The following is a 19,932-nucleotide window of genomic DNA, read 5'->3' as shown; positions in this document are numbered from 1 at the left end:
TAATTCTAGGTCGGTAGCTTAATTTAAAATAAACAATTACTAAATTTACCATTGTTCGTGTTTCTTAATGGTCTTTTTGTTGTGCATTAAAATTGATAACTGTTTTTTTGAATTTATAGTTGACTTTAATTAGCTGGTCTAAACAAATTCTCTCTCAATTATCTCGCCATAATACAATCCATCCGTATTTTAAATCATTATCCAAATTAGTAGTTGGATAATAAGAATTTTAAATTTCTACAGTCACTTCATTAAGAAAATATTCATTAAACTTCAAGACATTGAAGTAACCATTATTAGTTTAATAAGTAAATGAATAATGAGAAGCATTCAGACACTACTAATTGTACTTTGCACATCTGCTATCAATGCATTTTTAATTTTTTTATAACTTATTGGATATTCCACAATCGATATATTTTCTAACACTTTAAAAATATTCTCTGGGTTTTTAATATTTTTTTTACTAGAAATCAGTAGAGATTTTTGGTTACGTTCATCAATTGGTATGTTCAAAATACGATAATATTCATCTCGAGCCTTTTTTGAACAAGTTAAATCCATTTCTAAACAGTATTGCATTGAATAAATTTTAAACTGCTTTAAATAATCATATGAAACAGAGTACGATTTTTCAAATATAGAACGCAATTTTTCCTTTTGTGTTGCATCAGTAAAAATAGCATTAATAACAGGATTTCTATCATCAATTCTGTTAGCATATTGTGGCAGTCCTGTATTATCAGCGCGACTATCTGCTAACCTATCATGCAAATATGGCGTGAAAAAATCTCGATCAACCACTATTGAAAATGGTATATGTAAATCTTTCAGTAAAAAATAGGGATATTTTAAGTTTTTAACTCCGTTCAAATTAAGAATACTTACATAATAAAAATCGTCTTTCAATTTTGGAGATATAAGCTTTTCTACCACTTGTGCATCGGTTGTGCTTTCAACAACAATTACATGTTTTGAAAAGAAAAAGTCACTATTACGGTATTTGAAAAAATCATAATGCTTAAACTCTCCAATATTATGCATTTCCCAAAAATTATTATCTAACTGGCTTACTGTCGATACGAATCCCCGATCAGAATTATTTATTCGTCTAACTAAAATAATATCTTCATGATTAAGCTCATCGACGATAACCGTAGAATGTGTTGCAAAAATAGATTGAACTTCATGTTCCTGACGATTACTTTTTAGTGATGCAATGAGTTTCTTTTGTGCTTGAGGGTGCAAATTAGTCTCAGGTTCTTCTATACCCAGTATAATATTTGTGTTTTCTTTCTTGGCCAATGTTCTATATAACGCAATTACAGTGAGACTTTTAATTCCACTACCGCACTCAGCTACTGGAAATTCTCTTCCATGGTCAATTATTTTGATTCCTAATTTATTCAAAAAAATTGTATAATCAATACTGCTCATATAATCCAATTTGTAATTCCCAGAATCTCCCAACATATTTAAAGAACTAATCTCTTTTTCGATTTTTGTTAATATTGTAGAATGAAGCACATCTGCAACACTTTGAACCCTCTTGGAAATATTATCTCTGTTCTGAGTATACTGTTGAGTAAATAATGTTATTAGTCTTTTAAATATTGAATTTTCAGTCCAGGCTAAATCACGATTACTTCTGCTTGCTGGTACATAAACGTAATCGATATCTTGTTTAAGTAATTTTATAAAATCATCATCAACAGGGACTTTTCCTTGAGGAATACTACAATACATTGTTTTTTTATTGTTGCTGTATGCAAATGAAAAAACCAATATCAACTTTTCACTATTTATTTTGGTTGAATATATTTCTTTATCAGGAACATCATTAAATGTTAAAGTGATTTTTGTGTTATTTCTAATTGCAAATTGATGTGTATTATCTTTGAAATATTTTTCCTCATATTCATAGTTAAATACACTATTCAATGCTCTAAGTATAGCCGTTTTACCTGCATTATTTTCACCTACTATTGCATTTGTTTCATTTAAGTGAATATAACACTTTTCAATTGATCTAAACTTTTCAATTTGTATTCCTAACAATTTCATCATTCAGTTCTCCTTTGCATCAATATTATTGAGGTGTTAATTATACAATCAAATATTACACCAACTAAAACTAGTTCAAAAATATTATTGTCCATTTCTTTAATTCATCGCCATTTATGTTCAACATCTACCTTTTATCTGCTTCTGTTACTAATCATCCAACTTCCAGTTATAGACAAACTCTGAACAGTTTAAGAATAATGGGTTGTTAACAAATAGCTTTAATTGTGCTACTACTGCTAATTATTAAAATACCTTTTGATTGCTAGAATCATCCATATATTTCATCATCAATAGCAACACAGCTTGTCTGTTTCACTTCCAATCTGTGTAAGGGGTCAGACCCTTATCAAAAGCTGGAACAGTTTTTGTTGCTAGAAGGGAGCAAGTATTTTTTCGAATGAATATTTGTAATCACTTCATTTACTGTAAGTGGTGTCTGAAATGCCATAATAATTCTCCTTTATTCATAATATCTTGATTTATTATAAATAAACCTTGTTCTTTTAAAATTCAAGTTATTAATTCCCTCTATTTATAATCTCCAATATCCCATCCCCATACTTTTCAAGTTTTTTCGGCCCAAAGCCCTTAACTTGTTGAAGCTCATCTTTTGTTTTTGGTTTACTCTGAATTAATAAATCTAATTCTCCATTATTAAATATAAGGTATGCCTTAATACCTTCTTTTTTAGAGGTGTTAAGTCTATATTCTTTGAGTAATTTATAAATCTCTGTATCATCATTTTTAGGATCCTCATCATTACTAATTTTTTCAATTTGCTGTATGATTTCTTCAGTATGATTCTCTTGTTTTTCTTTTATGAGATCTTCTTCTGTTAATGAGTACTTAGCCATATTATTCATTGATATTGGTTTATTATTTTTAACAAGAAAATCTGATATCTCGTACATATATTTTTCAAGAACATTTTTGTTATTTTTATCATCCTTTATTTCTTTATTTAATAGATTTGTAATTTGGTCATATTTATATATATTATTTTGAATACTCTTTGGAGCCTTATTCTTATTCACAATTGTTTTTGGATTAGCAAGTATAACAGCCGATTTTATTGGCATAGTTTTGCTAATACCTTCTTTTAATAAAATCTCTCTAAGTATATTAACATGACGTTCATTCTGCGATATTGGACTATACATTCCTTCTTTCTTAAACACCTTACCAGAATTACTTTTTAAACTTCTTATAAAATCACCACCAGAAGTAATCTCAATGTCACCATTAAGCTTTTTAGCTTCTAATACCATTATGAATTTATAATGGATAATAATAAAATCAAATTGTGCTATGTAATCATTATAATCAATTCTAATATCATGAAGACATAGCATTGGAATAAATGAATTTTTAAGCTCATAATACACGTTTTGCTCTCCATCCAACCCTTGTTTTAGGAAAGCAATATCTCGGTCTATAAGTTTCTTTTTATCTGAACTAACTCTATTTGAAAGTTCTATTAAATCTCTAAGTTGTTGATTTTCCTTTTCAAACTCTTTTATAAAAATAGGACTTTTAACTGTTCTTTTTGCATTTATCAATCCTAATACAGCTTTCTCTAATAATGACATTTGTGTTCCCCCTCAAGATGTTCATATTAATCAATCTTAGTATCTTTATAATGAAGCTATATTATTATCCGTAATACTCCCTCAGCTTCTCATCACACCATTCCCTTATCCACACTTTCTCCTCACCACTAAGCTGCTTCCACACATTACTATTAAACTCCACATACTCAATATCCCTACATTTCCTCATAAACCTCATATCTTCAAATCTCTTAAAAGGATTAGATAATATATTTCTTTTCACATCTTTTCTATCAATCACATCATTATTATAAATACACTTTTTCTTCTCAGCCTTAAGCCCACTCTTTTTCCTACCCTCATAAAAATCTATGAAATAATCTACAATATCTTCTATTAATACCTTTCCTTTTTCATCCGCGTCCTCAATCATTGCTTTTAGAAGTACTGGTTTATAGGAATAAGACATGTCCATTGTTTTAACCATTTCCATAAATTTTTCTTTCATATTAGCTGCATTTATAATTTCCCAATTAAATTCCTTTGCGTATTTTTTAATAGTCTCTTCTTTAAAATATTTAAAGCTGCGAGCTCCCATTGGAACTTCTAAATCTGGTATTATCTTACCCTCCCTTATGTATCTTCCTAAGGTTTCAGACTGAACATCTACCATTCTTACAAATTCTATTTGAGATATTAAGTCCTTGACTTCACTTTGCCAATTGAATAAATCTACTATTTCATAGTCAGTAGCATCCACAGGAAAATCTAAGAAGGCTACCGGTTTTTCTCCTTTTCTAAATAGGTCTTCATCTATTTTTCTATGCTTGTCTGAAGCTACTACATAACTTCCTGGTACATACTTCGATAAATCAAACATTCTGTGAGCTGACAATGCAATATTGAATAATTTTGCATTATCTATAAAGTCAAATACCATTAAATAGTCTTTACCTTCTGCCTTTCTGGTTCCACGTCCTAGCTGCTGCATGTAGATTGTTTTTGACATAGTAGGTCTTGCCATAAATAAAACCTGTGTTTTAGGGCTGTCCCAGCCTTCATTTAATAAATCACAAGCACATAATACCTGTATATCTCCATTTTCATAGTTTTTAAGTATCTTATCTCTATCCCTTGACTTTGTAGTTCCAGATACGGATTCTGCTTTAACACCTGCTTCCTTAAATAGCTTGGCCACTACCTCTGCATGAAATACTGAAGCGCAGAAAACTACAGTCTTTTTATCCTTTACATATTGTATATAAGTATCTACTAAGAGATTATTTCTCTCTGGTACAAATAGCTTACTTTCTAAGTCCTGAGAATTATATTTTATTCCACTAATTCTAACAGAAGATAAATCCACATTAGTTTTAACTCTTATACATCTAATAGGTACTAACACTCCAATTTCCACTGCAGTTTTAAGATCCAGTTTATGAGCAACATTTTTAAATATATCTAAAACATCCTCGCCGTCACTCCTCTCTGGCGTAGCAGAAAGCCCTAAGGTGAATTCAGGTTTGAAATACCCCAAAATCTTTCTATAAGTATCTGCAGTTCCATGATGAGCTTCATCTATTACTATGTATCCGAAATCCTCGGATTTAAATTCTTCTAAATTAGCACTTATACTCTGAATACTAGCGCAAACTATATACGTATCTGTAACTTTTTCTTGTCCCATGTATACACCACAAGAAACCTCTGTCCAAGCTGCTTCAAAAGCCTCTTTAGCTTGATTCACCAGTTCTTTTGTATGTGCTATAAATAATGTTCTCTTTCCTAGCTTCTTAGCATCTGTTACTGCTGTTATTGTCTTTCCTGTACCTGTAGCATGATATAAAAGCGCTATTGTTTCATTATTCTTTCTCATATTTTCAAGATTTTCTATAGCTTCTGCCTGATGATTTTTAAGAACAAAGGCCTTCCCCTTTTGTTTTGGAAGATATTCGTCTAATTCTTTAAACATAGGTAATTCGCCAAGGAAGGTTTGGATCTCGTCCTTTACCATCTCAGGCTTTGTATGTAACTGATTATATACCCATCTATAAATTTTCCAATTTTCATATATAAGGCTATTCTGTTTAAGTAAATCATCATAATACTTATCTTGAGAGACCTTAGAAGGATTATGCCAAGTCTCACCATCTATTTCAATGGCAATCTTCTGTCCCTCACTTTCTAGTGCAAAATCTATGAATCTACTATTTCCATATATATCAACGAAAGGATGCTGTATCGATAAATACTTTGTGTTTTCCGGTCCGAAAACTTCCGCAAATATATCGATAAATAAATCCTCTGCTATGCTTCCTAACTTAAAGCTATCATTCGGTGCCACCCACGTGGCAAGTGGCAAGTTCTTGTTTTTACCCATAGCTACCTCACTTCAAATCTTTACATATTATTTTCAAATCCGTCATTAAAACCATTCTACCATATTGATTCTGCTAAATAAGGGGAATACTGTCACATTGAAAATTAAAAAAGACTAAAACAGGTTTTTCTACCAAATGTTATTCCATCCCAGTAACTTTCAAAAAAATATAACGAATAAGCAGTAAATGCCTATCCGTTACAATAAATTTTATTATGCTTAAATGTTTTTTAAACAGCCTCATAGTGTGAAATTTATAGACTAAAATGTTGACTTGTTTATATTACAAATTACCTGCTTTCAAATTAAAGTATTCTATCTAAAATTACAGGCATATGATCACTTAGAGTTATCCAATCATCAAATTCGCCTATCTCTAAGCTGTTAATTTTTTCTTTTTCACCGAAAAAACAATCTATATGAAAATGCCTTTCTTTCTTCCTATATAAGAAGAATGTAGGTTTATTTTCTTTACCTTGAATCTCATAAATATCGCAATTTAATTTTTTAATAGCTTTATACTTTTTTCTAAAAGCTCCATTACAATTCCACGAAACAATCCTCAATTAAAATATCCCCCTCATCGATTTAACAGCGTAATAGAATTCTTATAATTTACCGCCAAATGCTGTAATTGTCTCTGCACTATCCCTATTAGATATAGTTTTACCCATTGCATCACCAATAAGATCTAAAAGAGCCTTTGCTCTATATACAAAGAATCCATCGAAATCATCTGCTCGAATCGAAAGTATATCTATCTTATGGCTTGTTATGTGTTTATCTAAATCTTCAACAATAACTGTGCTATCATTTACAATTTTATTTAGATATTTACTTGGAGCATTTCCACCTAATATACGATTAGTTCTCGCGAATAAAGGAGTTTTATTTACTATGGAGTTCCATTTTTCTCTATTGTAGCCTTTTCCCTCACAATAAGCACGTGGGAAAATATGATGAATATCAGTATTTTCATCTAGAAACGTTGTAAAATCCATGGCACTCCCACTAATAAAATCAGAGCAACCTGTTTTTAGGAGAAGAGCCATTACCCCTTTATATGCAGCACTTAGTCTAGTCTGTAGTGATATTAGTCGCATAGGATTAAAATAAGCTCTGCTTATTGTATCGGGATATTGCCCATTTTCTATAATCCATGATATTAGTCCAGTAACATCAAGCGCATACCTTGTTTCATTAGCTCCTCCATACATCTCGCCAAAAACACCACACCAGTACCACTGAGCTATTTTTATTTTCACTGTACCATTGTGAACTTTATCTCCTAACATTGTAAACACTGCCGCCATTGGAATTAGTTGTGTACTATATGGTAAATCGCGTTGCGAGAATATTCGTTGCTCTAGTAAAAATTTTGCTGCCTGTATAAAACCTTCTGTTAATTGTTCACAATTATCCTTGTACTCTTGCAGCGTTAAGTTAAGTACATCTTTTTTCTTGCAGCTTACTGCAGTTCCTCTATTTTTATGATTCTTATATCCAGTAAGTAAAGTCATTGATGTCAAAAAGTCTGTGGCTGTTACGTTTTTTAAAATTAATTGCTTGTTAAGAGTTTGTTTTTTTATTTCCCAATCTTTTCTAAGTTCAAAATCATCCGCTGCAAATGTAGCTGTGACAAGTTCAAAAACTGTCAGTGCTACACCACCAGTATTTACATTTTCAAAAACCTGGCATACCGCTTCCTTTGGTATTGCTTTATCTAAAGTAATAACTGGTACTTTATATGATTGAATTGGAACTAAAGCTTCTACTGTGAACAAAGAATACTGATCTAAAATGACCGTGTCATATCTGTGATACTTTTGATATTCATTTTGCCACTTTGCACAGGCCATAAGGTCATATACAATATTAAGAGGAAATTTATGATGTTCAAACTCCTTTTCGCGAGTTGATAAATCCAAATCAACTTTTCTGCCAAAGTCAGACTTTAACTTTCTATCCTCAGGAATTGATAAAATTGCATCAACTCTGTCTACTTGTGGATTCAAACAATCTTTTATATCTAAATAGTAAAATCTTTTAATTTTTGCTTTCTTTTCAGTTATAGTTTCCACCACGTTTCTACTAAACATAGCACAAAAAATAGAAGTTAGACGTTGCTGTCCATCTAAAACAAGCTTGTCTGGTCTTACAACCAAATCCACTCCTGTAAATGGTCTATATTTAAACCTTATATTGTCCCCACCATATTCAAGAAACATTACAGCACCCACTGGATATGAATTAGATATGCTTGCAATAAGCGCTTTTATTCGGTAATTATCCCAAACCCAACCACGTTGAAAATCTGGAAGTTGTACATCAGCTTTAGACATGGAAATTAATATATCTGATATACTTATATCATTTGAATGAAAAGAACTAGCCATCATTTTCCCCCTTTTCTTACCTTATATTTTATATTTCTCCCAACATATCACAACATATACTCCTTAAAAAGGCTTGCCCCTAAATTCCTTTATAAACAACACTCTACCACCTTAAAAATTACTATTCAAAAAAATGCGCCTCTGTCTATTTCTTGTTAGTATTGAAAATAGCCTTCCATGTGTATCGGCAGTAAAATACTATTCCCCTATTCCCAAACCCTTTCCAAAACAACTTTCGCATCAAATCCACCACGTTCCACTTTCTTTTCCTTCCTTTTCTCAAACAATTCCTCTTCTGTATACCCCAGATAACCAGCGAGTCCCACCAATACCTCCAGCACATCTGCTAATTCCTCTAAATTATTGTCTTCCAAATATTCATTAACTTCTTCCAAAAGTTTTGCTTCCAGCAATTTTTTATACTCCACCGTCTTCGCTATATGTGTATCAAATTTTTTACCACTTTTCTCTATTACTTCAGGAATTAAATCCCTGACTAATTTGTTATATTCCTTCATTATTGATTCTCACTCTACCTTTTTATACTTTTTAACATAGGCTTTACTAAAAACGTTTAATTCTATTTCTTAAATAATTTCGGCTCAGATTACTATTTATCCCTCTAAATAACCCTGTCAACCACCTGAAACCCCTGATTCAAAGCAATTTGATACAAGGGTGAAATGCATTGCTTAATATTTTTACTGAAGGTTTCCTGTGTACTATGTTTAAAGTACTCATAAGGATTCTCTAGATTTAGCCCGTCCACATATTCTTCAAGGCTATGCTTTATCTTCTTATCACAAATATAGGAAAATGCTTTATATTGCGTACTGCAAAAATCATCTATATAATTATCATATAAGAGCAGTTTATCACTTTTCTTACTATTGACATTTTTAAAGGTTGGTACTAGATTCCACATTTGATCATGGAGAACAAAACTCCAGGGAATAAAATGGTCAATACTAAGAACACCATACTTCTCAAATTCAGCTTTGTTAAACTCAGCACCAGTATAAATATCTTTTAATTTATTAACACTAATTATTTCTTTCCATAGCCCTGTTGCTTCTTTAAGCTTTCTTCTCTTTGGTGCCTCAAGCTTAAACACAATAGCCGGTACATTTGGATTTCTCTTTTGCAAAAAACATACAAGCTTATAATAAATCCATGGTTTAATCACTCTGTAGTTTTCCTTCAAATAAGTTACCCAGCAATCATTAATTACTATTTTATCTTTATCCCCTTTGATTATCTTGTACAAGCAAGTTTCGCTACCTTGTGATAAATCTACAATTAAGTTGTTTTTAAATTCTGGAATTTAAAAAAATGGAGATAATAATCTATATGGTACATTATAAGTAAGTTCCTTCATCATTCTATTCAGATCTTTATCTTCACTTTTATATAAAAAATCCAGTAGTTCTTTTTCATTACAATTGGTTGGAAACTCATTCTTCAAAGCCACATAACCAATAGGTTTTTTCAAGTTATCAGAGAACCCAAAATTCAATTTGAATTGTTGTTGAGGGTACCAAGCATATACTATCATCCTAGCAATAAGCTTTTTAAACTCAATCTCTGTATTCCCAATGCTAAGCTCCTCTAATATTCCAAGCAACCAATACATTTTGTAGCTAGCTACCATCTTGTCATCATCCAAAAGTCTAGAGAAAATCCTTGAATCTATCAAGTTATTAATTGGCAAGTAGCCAATTATATCCTTGATATTTATTTGATCTATTGATGCGTTTTTCTCGCCTTTTATAAAAGTCTTTAAGTCTGTCATATTTTTTCACATCCTATTAAAATTAAATTAATCAACTTTAAGATGATTCTATTCTATCAATACCGTATTATGCATTTATCTAAAAACTGTACCTTTCCCTTGTTATACTGTATTATATATTCAATTACAATAGGTGACGTTATTAAAAAGAATTGTATTTCTTGATTTTACTTATATACAAAAGCAATTATTTAAAGGCCTTTATAAATATAGAAAACTTAATCTTACTATTGATTCTTTTTACTATGCATTAAATCAAGTATTTGTTTTAATTTATTCATATCTAACTGTTTTTTATTATTTGCACCAAAAAACTGTTTAGCATTAGAAAACTGCTTAAAATTGGAGTCTATTTTTTGTAGTTCATTTGCTTCGATAGGTTCAAAAACTTGTATAGTATCCTTATAAAATGTAATTTCTCCGTAATACTTCCCATCTTTTATTCCATCATACTTTTCTACATTCCTCAGTTGTGCCGATGCAATTATTTTATTATCATATTGAAATAATATTAAACTTCCATTATGACTTTTTATGCCTGTTTTTTTAAAATGATAACTACAATCCTGCCTATTAAATAACTCCTTTAAGAAATATTCTTTCTGCACTTGAGCGATTGTTTTATTATCAAATTCTCCACTTTTACTCATGGGCATTATCCTTATTTCTTGAACTGGTTCAATTAATATAAACATATATACTCTCCTTGTTTTTCATATTTTATATACACTAGGTTATTTAACAATTTAATCATACAGCCAGTGATTATTTGAATTCCTTTTTAATATTGTGCATAGCTTGTTCGATTAATTTTATTATTTCTTCATTTGTAAAATTCTTTATATTTACATCACCTGCTTTAGTTGTTTCATAAGCATTAGTGTTTATATATCTTCCGTTTATATATCCATTCCCTGTATTCCTAAGCTCCATCACTATAAGTGCAGGTCTTTTTCTTCCTTTAATATTTAGATTAATGTTTGGTGCCACCCACGTGGCAAGTGGCAACATCTATTCTTTTTGGGCTTGTCCTGCTGCTAATCATTTTGTTTAAGCTTGGTTTTCTTAATCCTAATTTCATTTTCATCTTAATTATAAATAGGACTCAAACAATGCAATTAATTTGCAATACTCTTCACTATCTTTTTCAACTACAGAAGCATCGCACAGCGCCTCTAAAACCCCATATGAATAGGACCGTCTCATATCTAAATTACTTACACGAGCTGCTGGATGTGGCAAATAAATCACATTAGAATTTGGGGATGCTTTTTCTATAATTCTGGATGCTTGTCTTCCAAAAGCAAATATTACCTTTGGCTGTAAAATCTCAATTTCTTTAAGCAAATGTGTCGTTACACACATATTTACCGTTTCTCTGCGATATTTCCTAGTATTATTTCCACTTTCTGTACCACATTTGATTGCATTAGTTACATAGGCATTATCCAATTTAAATAATAAAATAATAGACAAAATGAGCGCTCCATAATTTTTTTGATTAAAGAATTCTGGATAAGCGAAATCACTTTGTGTTGTCTTATTATCCCAACCAATCCATGACCATGAATTTAACATAGGTCTTTTTTTATATGGCAATTCCTCGCAGTATCGATACATTCCCTTTTCACTATCCAACCCGTTATATTTTTTCGGTGCTTTACCAGGATTTTCGAACACAAACATTACACCATCTTTATGCCAATCCTCCCTGTGTAATGGAGCATCGGTTAAGTAGCCCATATAATCAATTGTATGAGTTCCATAAGTCATAAGACTAAGACTTTTACCTGAAACCATATTTAAACCATTTTCTTCACATTTAGTACAGTAACCTGAAATTTCATGCCCATTGTATAGTTTTTTAAAATAACCATAATTATAAAACGGAATAATATTTTGATCTTTCAACTTTAGTATATTTGAGAATGAGATGCTTCTAAGTTTAGTTAAATCCATTTATACATAACCTCCAATTTAAATATATATATTAAATTTCTACATAATATTTTTAAAAATTCTCTTAATTCCACTCTATCACATTAACATTGCTAAATTAGGGGAATGCTGTCATATTTGAAATTAAAAATGATGTCCCTCTACTAATAAGTGACAAAATCAATATCTAGAAACTTATTAACTATTTATCATACACAACCACCAATCGTAAAATAAATTACAATTAATGTTATTCCTGAAAATAAGTAACTTCCCCATTTTCTAGTAGATACCCCCACAATCCAAAGGAGCTTTTCTGCCTTCAAACTGTCTGAGTGCTTTTCTGATTGCATTTCCTACATCAAAAACCTCTCCATAGGCTGTGTATTCTCCACTATTAATCCACTTAATAAAATTAGTCATTATCTCCTTCCTCTATTTAGTCCACCTAAGTGACAAGTTAAACATTGATTATTTGTATTTACTTTACTTTACTTTGAATTTTAACAGTGCTTCATCATTAGCGTAGAACATAAAAGTCAAGCTTGTACTTTCCTTTGGTACTTCGAAAGTAATAGTTCCCTCAGCTTCTCCATCAGCTGCAAGCGCTCCTTCACCTAATGCCTTCCCTATATCTGTGTAGGAAGGAGCTATTATTTGACCTTTATCATTTTGTATCCTAAATTCATCCACACCGTATGATATGGTATCTTTACTTGTATTCTTTTTCTTTAATGTTACAACTGCGAATACATAGCCATCTTGGGGTACATCATAATCTTTCCCCTCTGATAGTTCAAAATTTGTAACTGTAATTGCAGCCCTTCCTATTTTAGCTTCTTCATTAACAGGATAGACTTTTGGATCTGCTTTAACTTCAGTATCCTCTGCTCCGCTTAGATCACTAGCTAAAGCCTTACTCATATTTCCTGTAAGTGCATTCTCCAAATCATCGTTCACTTCAATTAACCATCCTTTATCACCTTTAATAAGCTTAATATCAACATCAACTGTAGTTTTAGATACATTAGGATCGTTTAAAGAGTTTATGAAAGATGTCATTATTTGAGCGTCTGCATCCTCTGTTTCACCCGAAAGAGCTTGAGCAAATAGTGTAGGCAACATGTCAGTCATTAATTGCCCATATATTTTAGGCAAATCTATGGAAGTTACCCTTGTTTTTACTACTGCAGTCTTGCCAGTAACGCTGAAAGATACTATTTCATAACTGACTTTTGAAAAAACAGATTTGATTACTTTCTCCTGATCAGCATCTTCATACTGGAAACTATCTTCATTTACATCTTTATTGATGTAATTTACCATTGCTGCAATATCTGATTTTTGAACACTGGTGAAGAAATTTTTTACTGTTGCATCAGGCTTAGCACCACATGCTACAAATGAAAGTGAGAATATTATAACTGCTACAATTTTTAAGATTTTGTTGTTTTTCATAATTATTTCCTCCTTATATTTAAAAAAATTATAATATTTGTTTTTTATTTGCCCACAAGGCTATGATTAATTGAATAATTAATGAATAAATTGACCTAACTAAATACCAATAATACCTACTCTCATCTCACTCCCCATACTTTCATCAAGCACTACAGTAAATAGTATTGTTTCATCATCACCATAATTTGTTACTACCTCTGTCTCATTTAATCCTAACAGTTGTATTAAATCCTTATCCATATTAAAATCCCCCATCTGCTTTTAATTTTTTGTTATTATATTTATATGATATCATTAGCCAAAGATAAAAATTTACCTTGTAAAATTTTATAAATAAAAAGCTATCAAAACGTTTATTACATTTTCATAGCTTTTAAGAATATCTTATTTTTTTTATAATATCTCCTACAAACAACCCTTTCTACAATTACACCTTTTTTTTATCCTTCCATGTAGAACCTTATTAAACTTGGAAAGTTATAGCCATCATCTAAAAAGTATTGCAGATAGGCTGTAATTTCTTCATTTGCTCTGTACACTTCTAAAATCTGTATCAAGTTTTTCCTTGCATCTTTTAAAACATAATTATTAAGATTTAGAAGTTCAATAGTGTATGACGCTCTTTTGTTTCTTATATCCCCTACATCTTTATATGTTGGAATAATTTCTCCACTGGCCAGGTTATATGTAAGAAAATCTTTTGGATTTTCAATTACCGGATTAATAAATTCCTCAGAATATTTATTTTGTTTTGCGCTGCCACAACTATTCTTTTCATTGCAAGAGACTATTAAATTATTATATTTTTGAAATAACTTTGGGAATAAATCCCTAGGTTTAATATGTTCTATATGTCCTTCATTAATATTATAGATTGATTTTTCACAATAAAGACAGTATTTACTTTGCTCATTTTCTAAAATATATTCCTTTAACTCGCTTTTAATAGTTCCATTGTTATAATCGTACCATGTCTTAGGAATATTTTTTCTCTTGAATTTAAGAAGGAACGCTGGTTCTATATTTTTATTAATTTTCAACATTAATTACTACCTTCTTTTCCTTCTTGATTTTTCTAAGTTAATAAGCATTATATCCTTATCAAAATCACCCAAATATTTTCTTAGATAATCAAAACTTTCATTGAACTCCACTGTTTCAAATAAATCCTTTTCTAATAAATCTAACACCTTTTTAAGCCTTGTTGAGATATCATCATTCCTCACATTTTCTAATTTCATTGTATTTTTTAAAATATTTTCAATGGTATGACCATAAGTCTCATCTATTTTTTCATTATCAAATAATGATACTCCATTTTTGTCCTTAATAAGTATTCTTAGTTGCTCCGCTCTAATATCTCCTACTATATGTGGTGAATGAGTTGCAATTATCAACTGATTATTGCTCCCTATATTCTCATAAACCTTTATTATCCTTTGCTGCCACTCTGGGTGTAGTGATATTTCAGGTTCGTCAATTAATATGATTGAATTATTAATCTCTAAAAATTTCAAAGATAAGCCTCTTAAAAATAGTTGTTTTTCACCTGAAGATAATCCAATAATATCAAATTCTTTTCCAAAGCTATTTCTGAAAACTGGTTTTGTATCTTCATCTTCTGACAAACCTATTAACTTAACATCTATTTCCATAACAGAAAAAATACTATTTATTTCATCACATACCTTATCTATTACTTCTCCAATAATTTTATTTCTATTTTTAAATATCTCCTTATTTATCTTTGTAGCTATAAATGAAGGGATATTTTCTGTTATGCTTTGATCTACTATATTTAAAAAACTAGGAGAAAACTTAAATGTATTATCTACCTTTTTAAGCTTATCAAAGCTAATTTCTGCAGGCATGTATACAACTTTAGGAGCATCTTTATTAGTATTATCCCCTATAATATGAGGATCTAACATTCCCACTTCCGCATCATCAAGTTGGACCTGTGTATAAAAATGACCAGAGTGTAACTCAACATTCAGTACATTTTTTGCATTATAGCCCTTCTCATCCACTTCGAAAGAATCATATAGACTTTTTAACAAGGTAGTCTTGCCTGTTCCATTATTACCTATTAAAACTACAGTATTTAAAGGAATCCCATTACTACCACAAAAATCCACTTCTAGATTGTTTAGTATTTCGTGATCATCAAATCTGATTTTTTTCAATTTCATTTTTATTCACCTCCATGTCAAATTATGAATTTTAGTATTTTTATTAAAACACATATCTCATTTAATTCACCTTTGTCTATACTATATCATAAGTTATTATTCTATTTCCCACAACATTTTTTATATTTTTTACCGCTACCGCAAGAACATTGCTCGTTTCTTCCTATTTTATTACTAAGGATATTATAATTTTTTTCACCTTTGACTATCACCTGTGTTCTAGAACTATTTTTTGTCCTTATATTTAGGTTTATTTCTTTCTCCAGGCTGTTTAGTTTTTCATTTTGATCTGATTCACTGTACAAATTTAAAAGTCTTCCTTCTACAGCATCTCTACTAACTAAATTAGATACATTAAGGGCCTTTAAAAGCAATTCCTCACCTTTACAAAAATCAGGTTTTATCGTTCTTATAAGCCAATATTGATCAGACCATCCTATCCAACCCCATCCCCATCTTGGATTTTCTGATAAATATTTTTCAAATAACTCCTCACCTTTTTTTATATTTCCTAAATAAAAGTGGGTTTCTGCTATAGCTCGTTTTGCATTTTCCAGAGTTAGCTCTTCGCTAGTATCTGTAAAACTTATAATTTGTTCATTCATGCTGATACGCAAATTCCCATAAACCTCTAATCCCTCGCCATTATTAGAGTTTGCAACTATGTTACATAGGCAATTATCAAAATCATTTAACCAATTCACTACAAATTGAGCACCATTATAAATATTGTCAAAGCTATCAAATGTCTTTAAATTATCATTTTCCATGTAATCCATCAATTTATTCCAAACATCTATCCAACTTCTAACGGCTTTATCATATTGATTTTCAATTAAAAATTGATACCCTTCTTGCATATTTTCGTCAAACTTTATATATCCCTCTAAAACTAACTGTGGATTATTGTATAAATTTTTGTTATAAATAGCATTGTTTTTCATTGCTTACACTTCCCCTCTTCCTTCAATACAAAGCCCATCTAGACATCCATCATCAATAGCTGTCCCCCTATTTTTACATGGAACTGAACGTGGTCTACCCATTTTGTAAAATTTGCATGATATTGGTCCATAACAAAAGGTTTCAAATCGATATCTTTTTAGATTTTTATCAAAATCCCATTGAATTTCAACATTCGCCATATTGGCCCAAATACACTTAAAGCATTTTGTTTTCCACAAGCTTTTACTTAATAACCTAGCGCCTCTTTCTCCATACGTCTGCATTGCTGGGGGCATCATTATCCATGGTGGTGATATCATTTCAGGATTATCTGAGGCTCTGTTTAAAATGTTTAAAGCACCAGCCTTGTAATAGTCTGCAAATTCTCTTTCTGCATATTTTTTTGTCCAGGCTGTACCCTCAATAACATCACCTATTCGAAATAAACACTTTAACTGCTGTTTTTCGGAAATTGCAACTGTAAACTGTTTTTTATCCTCACTGCTATACCCTACAATAAAAAAATTGTATCCTAAATGATAATGTGTTCTATTATCCGTAAGATATCTCCAAACTCTCGTTCTGGGTTGAATAGATATAATTTCCCCTTGCCAATTCACTTTTAATGAAGTGTTTCCAAAACTATTCTTTATCATTTTTATTTTCAATCCTTTATATTTAATATTTTAGGTAACTTACTTAATTGAACGCTCAAACAATTCAATTATAGTATAATCCATATTTTTCTAAAACTCTATTAAAAGTTACAAAATCGCTTATCTAATCATAAACCCTGGCCTTCTTTCGTATTATTAGTAATTCATCATTATTCTTTAAAGCTTCAAGTTCTATATCCTTAATATTAAAAAAACTTCTACGATACGAATATATGTTCTTGTTTTGGTGATAATACTATTATAATATATATTATTTTAAACTTAACTAATAGCTAGTAGTTGTTTAAGTAACTATTTATGGATATAATTATAATAAATACTTATGGGAGAAATGAGGGGAAAGCATGAGTGATATTAAGTTAAGTAATTGCACATTAAACTTAAACAAATTTGACACAATTATATCTATTTGTACATTTGGTAGTTACAACGAACCATGTTTTGATAAAAGTAGAAGTGATATAGATGTTATGATTTTATTAAATAGAGAGCTTCAATGGGAAGAAGAAATGGAAATTGAGGATTTTCTACAAACTATTCTTCCGCATTACTTTAATCACAAGGATATCCATTACACTTTCGTTAACGATTTTATCTACCCTTTTAGTGAAATTTTTATAGAAAGTGAAGATAAAATCATTATACTAGAAGAAGCTTATTTAGATTATATACTTGGATATTCTTGTTTTAAGAGAGATAGAGAGTATTTAGAAACAATTAGAGACCTTAATTTGAAATCTATGGAGGAATATAAAAATGGTTTATTATAAATATAAAAAGGAAAAGTTAGAAGAAAAATTTTCTGAAAGCAAAGTGTTTTTAGTAAGGATTAGAGAATGTTTAAAAAGAAGTCCCAATGGCGAGGATGAAATTATTGATGAAGCAATGATTTCATACTTTAATTCCTTTTGCGAATTTATAATTGATATGTGTGAAACATATTTAGTTTCTACTGACAATTTTATTCCAAATAAATCCGGCCCAGAAATATTAGATTTATCAAGTACATTCGGCTTTATATCTACAAAGGATTCTAAAAAATTACAAAATATTATTAAATTAAGAAATAGATATACCCATGATTATTATCAAAGAAAATTATCAAGAAGAAGAATTCTAGAACTATGTAAAACTGAAATAAATACTTTAGATATGTTTTTAGAAGTATCTACTGAAAAAATAACCCTAGTCTTAAATGAACGTAACCCAGGATTTTAACTTAAAAGCTATCAAAATGTTTATTTCATTTTGATAGCTTTTAAAAACATTTTTTTATAATATCCCCTACAAACATCCTTATCTATACTTACACCAACTACAGTTCTCACTTGTAACTTTCTCGTAATCCGCAAAACTCACCGCCGTGTTCATTTTGTAGAACCCTTCATCCATAGTCTTCATAAGCTTATTCACCTTATCTTCATCATATTCAATAGAAACCACTTCGCCTGTTTGTAGCAGATACAGCTTTAGAATTATCTCATCAGCCTTCAGTAATGCCTTTACTGCTTTCCCATATATCATTAATTGATCAGAGTATACTTCTTTAAAATGCTCTGCGTTATATATGTCACTTACTTTGTTGGTTTTATAGTCAATAATTACTGCAATTCGCTTTTTACCTTTTTTATATAACTTCAGTCTGTCAATAAAGCCATTTATCATCATTTTTTTATCAGACAGTGGTGCTAAAAGATAGGATACTTCGCTACTGCTTTTTATCAGCTCTCCATAAGTACATTCACTATTTTCCTTTTCTTCTATTTCTAAATAATTATTAACAAAGGTTTTTATTTCATCTTCTAAATAAGCATCATCTAAAATATCTTTAATATAAGTTTCATAATTCTCATTACCCTGCTTATCCATATGTTCTAATACCTTATGAACAAGTAGCCCTTTATCTGTTGCCTTTATTTTGTTTTCTTTTATACTGTCTGGGGTATTTTCTTCATTTACTAGCTTATTATTTTCAGATGGATCTTCAAGTTTCTTTATAATGTCTATTCCACTTGCTATATCTAATGCTTTTTCTTGTAATTTAACTTCCAGTATATTCGTATACTCCTCGTACCTTCCACCTAAAATATTTTCATAATAATATTTTCTTGGACAGCTACTATAGCTCATGTATTTTGAAGCACTTGCATAGATTCTTGGCTTTATTTGTGGTTTATATAAAATCCTTTTCCTTATGTCGGCCTCATTTATTATTTCCTCTTCTTTGATATTGTGATCCTGAATTTCAATTTGAGTAAGTTCCTCTGAATTCATAAATGCTATAGTATCTAGATCTGCTCTACCACCACATGCTGAATATTTTATCATCTTTTCATAAGTATTTATATTTTCTACTATGTTTTCATCACACAATTTAAAGTTACCATCATACTCCTTGGTCCTATGTCAATAAAAAGTACAAATTAAAATGAGAAAGTTATTAGTAATCCCCTTAAATTTAACTTGCGATTGATACATTAAGTTTATTTGCTTTTTTATAGGCTATTTCAAACTCATCAGGTGACATATAATTG

Annotated in this window: 19 protein-coding genes and 1 pseudogene; 2 read left to right on the top strand and 18 right to left on the bottom strand. The window is 30.3% G+C overall.

All coding sequences use genetic code 11. From position 1 onward, the window contains the following. Positions 1–330: 330 nt before the first annotated feature. The 17 genes and pseudogenes from JJD95_RS15530 to JJD95_RS15450 all read right to left on the bottom strand — a co-directional run bounded on the left by JJD95_RS15530 (position 331) and on the right by JJD95_RS15450 (position 17,377). Entirely contained in the window at positions 331–2,067 is a 1,737-nt protein-coding gene (locus tag JJD95_RS15530; protein WP_291643934.1) for an AAA family ATPase, read from the bottom strand. 518 nt (positions 2,068–2,585) lie between these two features. Further along, the gene (locus tag JJD95_RS15525; protein WP_291643933.1) at positions 2,586–3,656 is read right to left on the bottom strand and encodes an NERD domain-containing protein; all 1,071 of its coding nucleotides are present in this window, start codon (positions 3,654–3,656) and stop codon (positions 2,586–2,588) included. Positions 3,657–3,720: 64 nt separating this feature from the next. Then, entirely contained in the window at positions 3,721–5,997 is a 2,277-nt protein-coding gene (locus JJD95_RS15520; RefSeq protein WP_291643932.1) for a DEAD/DEAH box helicase family protein, read from the bottom strand. Positions 5,998–6,302: 305 nt separating this feature from the next. Then, complete coding sequence (locus JJD95_RS15515; RefSeq protein WP_291643931.1) at positions 6,303–6,563, bottom strand: hypothetical protein; 261 nt, start codon at positions 6,561–6,563, stop codon at positions 6,303–6,305. Between the two features lie 42 nt (positions 6,564–6,605). Continuing rightward, positions 6,606–8,393: a DUF262 domain-containing protein gene (locus JJD95_RS15510; protein WP_291643930.1), complete on the bottom strand. Its 1,788-nt coding sequence runs from the start codon at positions 8,391–8,393 to the stop codon at positions 6,606–6,608. A gap of 206 nt (positions 8,394–8,599) precedes the next feature. Further along, positions 8,600–8,911: a nucleoside triphosphate pyrophosphohydrolase gene (locus JJD95_RS15505; RefSeq protein WP_291643929.1), complete on the bottom strand. Its 312-nt coding sequence runs from the start codon at positions 8,909–8,911 to the stop codon at positions 8,600–8,602. A 104-nt stretch (positions 8,912–9,015) separates the two neighbouring features. Next, a pseudogene (locus JJD95_RS15500) lies at positions 9,016–10,140 on the bottom strand (HNH endonuclease domain-containing protein). Between the two features lie 272 nt (positions 10,141–10,412). Next, the gene (locus tag JJD95_RS15495; protein ID WP_291643928.1) at positions 10,413–10,880 is read right to left on the bottom strand and encodes a hypothetical protein; all 468 of its coding nucleotides are present in this window, start codon (positions 10,878–10,880) and stop codon (positions 10,413–10,415) included. A 70-nt stretch (positions 10,881–10,950) separates the two neighbouring features. Continuing rightward, entirely contained in the window at positions 10,951–11,196 is a 246-nt protein-coding gene (locus JJD95_RS15490; RefSeq protein ID WP_291643927.1) for a hypothetical protein, read from the bottom strand. 81 nt (positions 11,197–11,277) lie between these two features. After that, positions 11,278–12,144, bottom strand: coding sequence for a uracil-DNA glycosylase family protein (locus tag JJD95_RS15485; RefSeq protein WP_291643926.1), 867 nt, complete (start codon positions 12,142–12,144; stop codon positions 11,278–11,280). A 261-nt stretch (positions 12,145–12,405) separates the two neighbouring features. Then, complete coding sequence (locus JJD95_RS15480; protein WP_291643925.1) at positions 12,406–12,546, bottom strand: hypothetical protein; 141 nt, start codon at positions 12,544–12,546, stop codon at positions 12,406–12,408. 63 nt (positions 12,547–12,609) lie between these two features. Beyond that, positions 12,610–13,581, bottom strand: coding sequence for a DUF4352 domain-containing protein (locus tag JJD95_RS15475; RefSeq protein ID WP_291643924.1), 972 nt, complete (start codon positions 13,579–13,581; stop codon positions 12,610–12,612). A gap of 99 nt (positions 13,582–13,680) precedes the next feature. Further along, positions 13,681–13,824 (bottom strand): hypothetical protein, encoded by a 144-nt coding sequence (locus tag JJD95_RS15470; RefSeq protein ID WP_291643923.1) that lies wholly within the window; start codon positions 13,822–13,824, stop codon positions 13,681–13,683. Between the two features lie 200 nt (positions 13,825–14,024). Next, positions 14,025–14,627 (bottom strand): retron system putative HNH endonuclease, encoded by a 603-nt coding sequence (locus JJD95_RS15465; protein WP_291643922.1) that lies wholly within the window; start codon positions 14,625–14,627, stop codon positions 14,025–14,027. 6 nt (positions 14,628–14,633) lie between these two features. Next, complete coding sequence (locus tag JJD95_RS15460; RefSeq protein WP_291643921.1) at positions 14,634–15,776, bottom strand: ATP-binding protein; 1,143 nt, start codon at positions 15,774–15,776, stop codon at positions 14,634–14,636. A 101-nt stretch (positions 15,777–15,877) separates the two neighbouring features. After that, positions 15,878–16,720, bottom strand: coding sequence for an SEC-C metal-binding domain-containing protein (locus JJD95_RS15455; protein ID WP_291643920.1), 843 nt, complete (start codon positions 16,718–16,720; stop codon positions 15,878–15,880). A gap of 3 nt (positions 16,721–16,723) precedes the next feature. Next, positions 16,724–17,377 carry a hypothetical protein gene (locus JJD95_RS15450; protein ID WP_291643919.1) on the bottom strand — a complete coding sequence of 218 codons (654 nt, stop codon included), beginning with the start codon at positions 17,375–17,377 and terminating at the stop codon, positions 16,724–16,726. Between the two features lie 365 nt (positions 17,378–17,742). Between JJD95_RS15450 and JJD95_RS15445 the strand changes: the two genes are divergently transcribed. After that, on the top strand, positions 17,743–18,168 hold the full coding sequence (locus JJD95_RS15445) for a nucleotidyltransferase domain-containing protein (RefSeq protein ID WP_291643918.1): 426 nt from the start codon (positions 17,743–17,745) through the stop codon (positions 18,166–18,168). After that, positions 18,155–18,616, top strand: a complete 462-nt coding sequence (locus JJD95_RS15440) for a HepT-like ribonuclease domain-containing protein (RefSeq protein WP_291643917.1) — start codon at positions 18,155–18,157, stop codon at positions 18,614–18,616. The genes JJD95_RS15445 and JJD95_RS15440 overlap by 14 nt, the downstream gene beginning before the upstream one ends. 78 nt (positions 18,617–18,694) lie before the next feature. On the opposite strand, the gene JJD95_RS15435 is transcribed toward JJD95_RS15440, so the two are convergent. Then, positions 18,695–19,771: a PD-(D/E)XK nuclease family protein gene (locus JJD95_RS15435; protein ID WP_291643916.1), complete on the bottom strand. Its 1,077-nt coding sequence runs from the start codon at positions 19,769–19,771 to the stop codon at positions 18,695–18,697. Between the last annotated feature and the right edge of the window lie 161 nt (positions 19,772–19,932).

This window comes from Clostridium sp. (assembly GCF_016650035.1).
GTDB lineage: Bacteria > Bacillota > Clostridia > Clostridiales > Clostridiaceae > Clostridium_AD.
Note: the sequence above shows the minus strand (reverse complement) of the source record. Positions and strands in the feature narration are given on the sequence as shown.